This is a genomic window from Microbacterium sp. Bi128 (assembly GCF_918698205.1).
Map to the genome: position 1 here is coordinate 1 of NZ_CAKKMM010000153.1, position 8,934 is coordinate 8,934.

An 8,934-nucleotide genomic window follows, 5' to 3' on the forward strand; every position below is an offset into this window, starting at 1 on the left:
GTGCACGACCTCGGCACGCCCGAGTTCGAGCAGGCCGTCGCCGCCCGGCTCATCGGTCGGTTGGACGAGATCAGTGCGCAGCGCGCCGACGTGTTGCGCGACGGACGCGATGCGCTTGTCGCCACGCTCGCGAGCTCGTTCCCCGAGTGGGAAGTCCCGTCCGTGAACGGCGGCGTCTCGCTGTGGGTCGGTATCGGTGAGCCGGTGAGCACCCCCTTGGTGATGAACGCGCGCGCCCGCGGTCTGCTGCTGTCGGCCGGCTCGCGGTTCGCCGTCGACGGCGGCCACGATCGTCGGCTCCGGATCCCGTTCACCGCCGCGCCGCACACGCTCGAACGAGCCGTCGCGGTCCTCCGCGCCGCGTGGGAGGACGTGAGGGGAACGACCGCGGGCGCGGCGCTCGACGATCTGACGGCGGTGGTCTGACGTCCTGCGCCGCGGCAGGCCGGACGCGGTAGGCCGGGCTCGGTCGCCCCGGGAACACGCCCAGCATGCACCGCGGTCCCGCCCGATCACCGGGCGTAGCGGAGGCAGTCCAGGGCATCGGCAGCCGACCAGAACTCACCGAGCCGACGGAACCGCCCGGTCGCGCCGTGGAACCGCTCGGCCGCATAGCGCCAGCCGCCGTCGGCGGCGATCGCACGGACGTGGCCCACGACGACGCCGCGCGGATCGGCGATGCGCCACAGGCCGACGGCGACGTGCGTCGCCGCGCCCCACCCGGCCGGGCGCGGCGCCGGTGCGAGGTCGTTCCACAGTGCGATGCTCATGCCCTCACGGTACGAGGGGGCTCCGACATCGCCTCCGCCCCGAGGTCGTCGCTCCCCAGAGGCCCGTCGTGGGGCGATCGGGTGCGAATCCTCCCCAGGTCGGCGACCGCGCGAGTTCTCCACGGAAGTGCTGTTCCGGCCCGCGCCGCCCGGTCGAGCCCCGTCATCCTGGCGGTGGCTCCGGCATCCGTCGGGCACGCGGATGCCGGAGCGCACACCTACGAGAGGACACCATCATGAGCGACCACATCACCCTCATCGGCAACGTCGTGGGCGACCCCGAAGAGCGGGCCACGCGGGGCGGTGATCCGATCGCCGCGTTCCGCCTGGCGGTGAGCGAACGCCGATTCGACCGCGAACGCGGACAGTGGGTCGACGGGCACACCAACTACTACTCCGTCTCGGTGTTCGGCGAACTGGGGCGCAACGCGCTCTCGTCGCTCCGCAAGGGGGAGCGGGTGATCGTCGCCGGGCGACTGCGGCTCCGGGAATGGGAGACCGAGGCGAAGCGCGGCGTGAGCGCCGACATCACGGCCGATGCGATCGGCCACGACCTGCGCTGGGGCAGCTCCGTCTTCACGCGCGGCTCCCGCGCACAGACCGGTGCGGAACCCGATGAGGGGGCGACGTCCACGGCAGACGGTGATGCGTGGGCGGTGCCGGGCGAGTCGCCGGCTGATCCGAGGGACGGCTCGACGGCACCGGACCCCGACGATGCCCGCGTGACACCGGCACTGGTGGATGCCGGCGATCCGACACCGTTCTGAGCGGGACGAGGGGCGCGCGGCCTGTCCGTAGACTCGGGCGGGTGATCCGCCTGAACCGACGACCGGCCGCCCTGCTGGCTCTGGCCGCGGCCCTGGCACTGGCGGGGTGCACGCCCGTCACGCCGGAGGCCGCCCCCACCGTCACGGCCCCCTCGGCGTCGGCCCCGACGGCGTCGTCATCCGCGCCGCCCGTCGCTCCGTCGTTCGTCGCGGACGGCTCGGCCGCCGACAATCTCCCGCTGTTCACCCAGGTCGTCCAGACCGTGTGGGCGGGCCCGGACCGCGCCGCGGGCCGCGCCTACGTCGACGCGCTCGTGGCCGCCGGCTTCGACAAGACCGCTATGCAGGTCACGGCCGATCAGACCACGATCGGCAACGCCGCCGAGAGCATCGAGTTCTCGGTCCGGTGGCAGGACGACTGCCTCGTCGGACAGGTCGGACCCTCGATCGGCGATCCGGTCGCCGCCGTCCTGCCTGGGCTCACCGCGGGGGGATGCCTCATCGGACAGACGCGCACCATCGATTGGTGACCGGCTCGTCCGTCTGGCGCCGATGCGCGATCGCGGGCGCGGTGCGCGCCGACGGTCGGCGTTCAGGGTGTCGTTGCTAGGCTGGAGGGGACTTCTGCGCGCCCGGGCGCTCCGCTGAGATTCGACTCCGCGGCCCGGGAGGGCGCGGCCCTCATCCCCGATCGAAGGTGGTACTCCTCGATGGCCGAATACATCTACTCCATGGTCCGCGCCCGCAAGGCTGTGGGCGACAAGCTCATCCTCGACGACGTCACGATGTCGTTCCTGCCCGGGGCCAAGATCGGCATGGTCGGTCCGAACGGTGCGGGTAAGTCCACGATCCTCAAGATCATGGCCGGCCTCGACACGCCGTCCAACGGCGAGGCGCGGCTGAGCCCGGGCTTCACGGTGGGCATCCTCATGCAGGAGCCCGAGCTCGACGACAGCAAGACGGTGCTCGAGAACATCCAGGACGGCGTCGCGATCAAGCCGAAGCTCGATCGCTTCAACGAGATCTCCGCGCTCATGGCCGATCCCGACGCCGACTTCGACGCGCTGCTCGCCGAGATGGGCACCCTGCAGGAAGAGATCGACGCCGCCGACGGGTGGGACCTCGACTCCCAGCTCGAGCAGGCGATGGACGCCCTGCGCACCCCGCCGGCCGACGCCTCCGTCGTGCCGCTTTCCGGTGGTGAGCGCCGCCGCGTCGCCCTCGCGAAGCTGCTGCTGCAGAAGCCCGACCTGCTGCTGCTCGACGAGCCCACCAACCACCTCGACGCCGAGAGCGTGCTCTGGCTCGAGCAGCACCTCAAGGCCTACAAGGGCGCCGTCATCGCCATCACCCACGACCGGTACTTCCTCGACAACGTCGCGGAGTGGATCGCCGAGGTCGACCGCGGGCACCTGTACCCGTACGAGGGCAACTACTCGACCTACCTCGAGAAGAAGGGCCAGCGCCTCGACGTCCAGGGCAAGAAGGACGCCAAGCTCGCCAAGCGTCTCAAAGAAGAACTCGAGTGGGTGCGCTCCAACGCCAAGGGCCGCCAGGTCAAGTCGAAGGCCCGCCTCGCGCGCTACGAAGAGATGGCCGCCGAGGCCGAGCGCACGCGCAAGTTGGACTTCGACGAGATCCAGATCCCCGCGGGTCCGCGCCTCGGCAGCATCGTGATCGACGCCAAGAAGCTCGAGAAGAGCTTCGGCGACCGCTCGCTCATCAGCAACCTGAGCTTCAACCTTCCCCCCAATGGCATCGTCGGCGTCATCGGCCCCAACGGTGTCGGAAAGACGACGCTGTTCAAGACGATCGTGGGTCTCGAGCCGCTCGACGGCGGCACGCTGAAGATCGGCGAGACCGTCAAGATCAGCTACGTCGACCAGTCGCGCGCGAACATCGACCCCGAGAAGACGCTGTGGGAGGTCGTGTCCGACGGACTCGACATCATCACGGTCGGAAAGACCGAGATCCCTTCGCGCGCGTACGTGTCGAAGTTCGGATTCAAGGGACCCGACCAGCAGAAGAAGGCCGGCGTGCTCTCGGGTGGTGAGCGCAACCGCCTGAACCTCGCGCTGACGCTCAAAGAGGGCGGCAACCTGCTGCTCCTCGACGAGCCGACCAACGACCTCGACGTCGAGACCCTCAGCTCGCTCGAGAACGCCCTGCTGGAGTTCCCCGGTTGCGCCGTGGTCATCACGCACGACCGGTGGTTCCTCGACCGCATCGCGACGCACATCCTCGCCTATGAAGGCACCGAGGAGCACCCCGACCAGTGGCACTGGTTCGAGGGCAACTTCGAGGCGTACGAGGCCAACAAGATCGAGCGTCTCGGGCAGGATGCCGCCAACCCGTCGCGTTCGACTTACCGCAAGCTCACGCGTGACTGATTCCCGCGAAGAGGCCCGGGGAGCGGCGGAGACCGCTCCCCGGCGCCTCCACGTGCCGATCCCGCTGCGGTGGGGCGATCTCGACGCGCTCGGGCACGTCAACAACACCTCGATGCTGAAGCTCCTCGAAGAGGCGCGCCTGCGCGCCTTCTGGCGCGGCGACGACGACGGCGACCCACTGCCGACGGCGGTGTTCGACATGGACGTGCTCGAGAGCGGAGGAGAGCGGGCGACCCTCATCGCTCGGCAAGAGATCGAGTACCTGCGCCCGGTGCCGTACAGCCAGCGGCCGCTCGACGTGCGCCTCTGGATCGGTGCCATGGGCGGTTCCAGTGCCGACATCTGCTTCGAAGTCTTCAGCCCGATCGGCGTCGAAGATCCCGTCCTCTACGCGCGGGCGACCGCGGTCGTCGTGCTCGTCGACACGGCGAGCGGACGTCCGATTCGGTGGACCGAGACCGAACGCCGCGCCTGGGCTCCGTACGTGGGCGCCCCCATCGAGTACCGCCGCCGCGCCGCGGGGCGCTGACCGGACTCGGGCCCCCGGTCGGCGCGGTTACTCCTGCGGCACCCGCACCATGACCTCTTGTGCGACGCTCGCGAGCAGGACACCGTCCCGGGTGTAGATCCGTCCGGTCGAGAGTCCGCGCCCGCCGCGCGCGTTCGGCGACTCCTGGACGTACAGCAGCCAGTCGTCGGCCCGGCCGGGGCGATGCCACCACATCGCGTGGTCCAGGCTCGCCACCCGCAAGCCCGGCGCGTTCCACGGCACCCCGTGGCCGCGCAGGATCGGCTCCTGGATCGTGAGATCGCTCAGGTACGCCAAGGCGGCGCGGTGGATCGCCGGATCGTCGGGGAGCGTGCGCCGCGTGCGCATCCACACCGCCTGTCGGGGAACGTGCGGGCCCTCGACCGAGGTGTAGACCGGTGAGGGCACGTGCAGCACGTCCACGGGACGCTCCGAGAACATGCGTCGGCTCATCGGGTGGAGGGCGTCGTCGTCGAACGGCGGCAGATCTTCGGGCTGCGGAACACCCTCGGGCATGGGCTCGGCGTGCTCGAGACCGGGACCGTCGTCCTGGAACGACGCGATCATCGAGAAGATCGGCACGCCCGCCTGGAAGGCCTGGGTCCGCCGGGTCGAGAAGGACCGTCCGTCGTGGATGCGGTCGACCGAGAACGTGATCCCGTCGGACGGGTCGCCCGGTCGCAGGAAGTAGCCGTGCATGGAGTGCACGGTGCGCTCCGGCGGCAGCGTCCGCGAGGCCGCGACGACGGACTGCGCGAGCACCTGACCGCCGTATACGCGGCCGAAGGGCATGGGCTGAGATACGCCGGTGAAGATGTCCTCGGTGGTCCGTGCGCCCGCGTCGCGGAGATCGAGCACCGCGAGCAACGAAGCGACGGGGTCGATGGCGTCGGTCACGCTCACTCCCGTTCCGGCACAGAGCCCTGCGCCTCTTGATAGTTTAGGGCGGGTGTCCGCGCGCCTGTTGTTCCCCGACCCGCAGGCGTCAGCCGACCTGCTGACCTTCGCCTCCCGTGCCGTCCGACTGGGTGACGGATCCGTGCGTCTTCGCGCCGACGGGGGTGTGCTCGTGACCACGGCGGCGCCGCTCGCCCCACGGGGGCTCCTGGATGCCACGCCCACGGTGCTCGGCATCCGGGTGTCCGCCGTCGACCCGGAGCTGGAGTGTGACCTGGTGGTGGAGGCATCCGCGCTCCGGCTCGCGCCGGACGATGCCTCCGCGGTCGTGCTCCCCGAGATCGCGAGCGCGCCGGCGTGGGCCGGCGTCGCCCCACCGCGCGGCGGGTGGGAGCCGGCCGATGCGATCGACAGTGCGGTCCTGGCCGCGCGCGCACAGTACGGGATCGCCGCCGTCGCCGACGCGCTGCCCGCCGACCCCGGCGAGGACGTCGTCCGGACGGTACGCGCGCAGATCTGGGGCCAGGCCGACGAGGCGCTGGGGGGTCTGCCGCTCGGCACGGCCTTCGCGGCGTACGCTCTGGGCTTCATCGCGGGCGCCGAGCGGGCTGTGCTCCGCACGAGCGGGGTCTGGACGCGGGTAACGCTGGGCCGTGGGCATGTCCTCGTGCGCGGGCCGGTGCGTTCGGGACTCACCGCGGTCCGGGCGACGGGGCGCTGACCCAGCGACCTCATAGGCGCCGCCGGTACCGTCGAAACCACGCAAGGGGAGTATTCCTCGACGGCGTCCCCGTCATCACGAGCCCACGGTTGGGCTCCGGGGGCATCGGTTCCTCGGAACGGAAGAGACCTTGACGTCGCGGCAGCGTGCCGCCCGTCGAGAGGTATCCCCGTGTCGAAGTTCTCACGCCTGTTCGATCTCGCTTCCCGTGCCGTCGACAAGGCCTCCACGTCGCGGCCCGCATCGTCGACCGGCTCCGGTGGAGGCACGGACTGGCGAGATCTGGTCCGTACCGCCGCGGATGCCGTCACCGGTGATCGCCGTGACGCTCCCGCAGCTCCTCCGGCGGCATCCTCCGCCACCCCCGCGGCGTCGGGGCACCGGTATGCACCGCCCGCTCCCGATGCCGCGGCGCTGACGTCTGAGGACCGCGCCGCAATCGCCCGCTACGACTACCTCCTGCGGACGGCCGACCCCGATCAGGTGGAACGTCTGCACCGCGAGGCGTTCGAGCGCCTGACCCCGGCCCAGCGCGCGCACGTGCGTGGACGCATGGATGCCGAGTTCGCACCGCACGATCGTCCCCGCAGCGACGCGCCCGCCGACCTCGCTCGCGCGGCGGGCCGTGCGGAGGCGCAGCGCCCCGGCCGGATGTCGGCGCTGCTGGCACGAGCGGGCCGTGGCGGACTCGTCGGGGCCGGCGTGATCGGCGCGGGTGGACTGCTCACCGCCGTGGCCGGCGGAGCGATCGTGAGCGCGGTCGCGGCACCCCTTCTGGCGCAAGCCGTGAACGCCGGCGTCGACTTCGCCGGGCTCACGGAAGGGCTCGACGTCGAGGCTCTGGCATCCGGACTCGGAGCCGGCGCGTTCGGCGACGTCGCCGGGGGAGCGCAGGACGCCCTCTCGGGAGCCGGCGAGGGACTCAGCGGGATCGGCGAGCAGATCTCCAGCTTCGAGCTCCCGGGCCTGGGCGACTTCTTCGGTCGCTGAGCCGAGGCAGGGCGGAGGTCAGCCGACCGGGGCGCCGCCGTCCTGCCGGGGCGTCTCCGCCGCCCTCACGGGCAGCCCGGTGGCGGGGCGTGCGCCCTGCACCGGACCGATGCCGCGCGGCTCGAACGTGTTGACCATGGCGTGCGCGGCACGTTCGAGGTAGTCCCACAGCGGTGCCTCGAGTGCCGGGGGGAGGGCGATCTCGTCCACCGCCGCGCGCATGTGGCGCAGCCACCGGTCGCGGGCGTCCGGGTCGACGTGGAACGGCATGTGCCGCATCCGCAGGCGCGGGTGCCCGCGCTTCTCGCTGTACTCCGACGGGCCGCCCCAATACTGCGCCAGGAAGAGGGTCAGCCGGTCCGCCGCGGGACCGAGGTCCTCTTCGGGGTACATCGGCTTGAGGACCTCGTCGTCGGCGACGCCGCGGTAGAACGCATCGACCAGTCGGCGGAACGTCTCCATGCCGCCGGCCTGCTCGTAGAAAGTGATCGGTTCGCTCACGCGGGTGCTCCGTCGTCATCGGCCCGCACGGCGGGAGGGGTGGGCTTGACCACGTCGTCGGCGGCGGGAGGTGCGGCCGGACCGGTCGAGGCTTCGGCTGCGGGGACCGCGTCCGTCGTGGCCGGCCGGGGTTTCTTCGGGCGCGGCTGCGCCTTCTCGGCCGCGATCTCCGCGGCGACGGCGTCCTGATCCAGGACGGTGTCGGACACCGCGAGCTTGCGGCGCCGAGGGCGCCACACCGGGCGCTCCGTCGCCGTGGTGACCGGCGTCGGCTTCGTCTTGGGCGGGTGGGCGCCGCGCACGCTCTGCGCGCCCTCGGCGCCGGTCAGGACGATCGAGTTCAGCTGTGGGAGCGTCAGACCCATCGCGTCGATCGCGCGCTTCAGCCGCACGCGAAGTTCGCGGGCGACATCGTCCTTCGCGCTCGACCGCGTCTTCATCACGAGCCGGATGACGAGGGCGTCGCCGCTGATGGACTCCAGGCCCCAGATCTCGGGCTGCTCGATGATGCGCGAACGCCATTTCGTCTCTTTGGCCAGCGCTTTCGCAGCGCCGAGCATCGCCTTCTCGACCTCGTCGATGTCGGCATCCGTGGGGACGGCGAGATCGATGATGACGCGCGACCACCCCTGCGACATGTTGCCGATCCGGGTGATCTCGCCGTTGCGGACGTACCAGAGCGTGCCGTTGACGTCGCGGACGTGGGTGATGCGCACGCTGACGAACTCCACGATGCCGGTGGCCAGCCCCAGATCGACGACATCGCCGATGCCGATCTGGTCCTCGGCGACGATGAAGATCCCGTTGAGCACGTCCTTGACGATGTTCTGGGCGCCGAAGCCGAGTCCCGCACCCACCGCCGCGGTGAGCAGGGTGAGGGATGCCAGGGCGTTGGGGGCGACGATCCCGGCGATCCACACGAGGGCGACCACGACGAGGACGACGTTGACGATGTTCTGCAGGATCGTGCCGAGCGTGCGGGTGCGCTGCACGAGGCGGACGGCGCTGAGGGGGGAGCGGTCGAGGGCTTGCGTGTCATCGACCCGCGCCTTGCTCTTGGCTCCGTTGACGATGCGGTCCACCACGCGCCGGATGATGACGCGGAGCACCCAGGCAGCCACGATCACGCCGATGATGATCCCGAGGATCCGCAGCACGGTGCCGCCGAACTCGAGAAGGCGGTCGCCGAACCACGCCCACGTCGACGGGTCGGCCAGGTTGGAGGGCGACGTCGGGCTGGGGGAGGGCTCTGGTGCGGAGGCGAGAACAGACATCGGCTTCATGCTAACGAGGGATGCCTCGGTGCCCGCTGAGCACCGAGGCATCCCTCACCGATCCGACGTCACGCGTCGCGGCGCTGCAGCAGCAC

At 71.0% G+C, this 8,934-nt stretch carries 10 protein-coding genes and 1 pseudogene; 7 read left to right on the top strand and 4 right to left on the bottom strand.

Going from position 1 to position 8,934, the window contains the following annotated elements:
* A pseudogene (locus tag LQV45_RS12390) lies at nucleotides 1-426 on the top strand (PLP-dependent aminotransferase family protein); the annotation flags it as partial.
* A gap of 86 nt (nucleotides 427-512) precedes the next feature.
* Here the strand turns inward: LQV45_RS12390 and LQV45_RS12395 are convergent.
* Entirely contained in the window at nucleotides 513-770 is a 258-nt protein-coding gene (locus LQV45_RS12395; RefSeq protein ID WP_230007287.1) for a hypothetical protein, read from the bottom strand.
* A gap of 236 nt (nucleotides 771-1,006) precedes the next feature.
* Between LQV45_RS12395 and LQV45_RS12400 the strand changes: the two genes are divergently transcribed.
* The 4 genes from LQV45_RS12400 to LQV45_RS12415 all read left to right on the top strand — a co-directional run bounded on the left by LQV45_RS12400 (nucleotide 1,007) and on the right by LQV45_RS12415 (nucleotide 4,456).
* Nucleotides 1,007-1,537, top strand: a complete 531-nt coding sequence (locus LQV45_RS12400) for a single-stranded DNA-binding protein (RefSeq protein ID WP_230007288.1) — start codon at nucleotides 1,007-1,009, stop codon at nucleotides 1,535-1,537.
* Between the two features lie 41 nt (nucleotides 1,538-1,578).
* A complete protein-coding gene (locus tag LQV45_RS12405; RefSeq protein WP_230007289.1) occupies nucleotides 1,579-2,067 on the top strand; it encodes a hypothetical protein in 489 nt (162 codons plus the stop codon).
* Nucleotides 2,068-2,247: 180 nt separating this feature from the next.
* Complete coding sequence (ettA, locus tag LQV45_RS12410) at nucleotides 2,248-3,927, top strand: energy-dependent translational throttle protein EttA (protein WP_230007290.1); 1,680 nt, start codon at nucleotides 2,248-2,250, stop codon at nucleotides 3,925-3,927.
* Nucleotides 3,920-4,456 (top strand): thioesterase family protein, encoded by a 537-nt coding sequence (locus LQV45_RS12415; RefSeq protein WP_230007291.1) that lies wholly within the window; start codon nucleotides 3,920-3,922, stop codon nucleotides 4,454-4,456. The genes ettA and LQV45_RS12415 overlap by 8 nt, the downstream gene beginning before the upstream one ends.
* A 27-nt stretch (nucleotides 4,457-4,483) precedes the next feature.
* Here the strand turns inward: LQV45_RS12415 and LQV45_RS12420 are convergent, their stop codons facing one another.
* A complete protein-coding gene (locus tag LQV45_RS12420; protein ID WP_230007292.1) occupies nucleotides 4,484-5,353 on the bottom strand; it encodes an acyl-CoA thioesterase II in 870 nt (289 codons plus the stop codon).
* Nucleotides 5,354-5,405: 52 nt separating this feature from the next.
* On the opposite strand from LQV45_RS12420, the gene LQV45_RS12425 reads away from it, so the two are divergent.
* Both LQV45_RS12425 and LQV45_RS12430 read left to right on the top strand, forming a co-directional pair.
* Complete coding sequence (locus tag LQV45_RS12425) at nucleotides 5,406-6,074, top strand: hypothetical protein (protein ID WP_230007293.1); 669 nt, start codon at nucleotides 5,406-5,408, stop codon at nucleotides 6,072-6,074.
* Nucleotides 6,075-6,245: 171 nt separating this feature from the next.
* Entirely contained in the window at nucleotides 6,246-7,064 is an 819-nt protein-coding gene (locus tag LQV45_RS12430) for a cation-transporting ATPase (protein ID WP_230007294.1), read from the top strand.
* 18 nt (nucleotides 7,065-7,082) lie between these two features.
* On the opposite strand, the gene LQV45_RS12435 is transcribed toward LQV45_RS12430, so the two are convergent.
* Entirely contained in the window at nucleotides 7,083-7,565 is a 483-nt protein-coding gene (locus LQV45_RS12435) for a globin (RefSeq protein WP_230007295.1), read from the bottom strand.
* The gene (locus LQV45_RS12440; protein WP_230007296.1) at nucleotides 7,562-8,839 is read right to left on the bottom strand and encodes a mechanosensitive ion channel family protein; all 1,278 of its coding nucleotides are present in this window, start codon (nucleotides 8,837-8,839) and stop codon (nucleotides 7,562-7,564) included. The genes LQV45_RS12435 and LQV45_RS12440 overlap by 4 nt, the downstream gene beginning before the upstream one ends.
* Nucleotides 8,840-8,934 lie beyond the last annotated feature (95 nt).

Coding starts and splice junctions, on each gene's coding strand:
- LQV45_RS12395 (WP_230007287.1), bottom strand. CDS start 770: ATGAGCATCGCACTGTGGAACGACCTCGCACCGGCGCCGCGCCCGGCC.
- LQV45_RS12400 (WP_230007288.1), top strand. CDS start 1,007: ATGAGCGACCACATCACCCTCATCGGCAACGTCGTGGGCGACCCCGAA.
- ettA (WP_230007290.1), top strand. CDS start 2,248: ATGGCCGAATACATCTACTCCATGGTCCGCGCCCGCAAGGCTGTGGGC.
- LQV45_RS12440 (WP_230007296.1), bottom strand. CDS start 8,839: ATGTCTGTTCTCGCCTCCGCACCAGAGCCCTCCCCCAGCCCGACGTCG.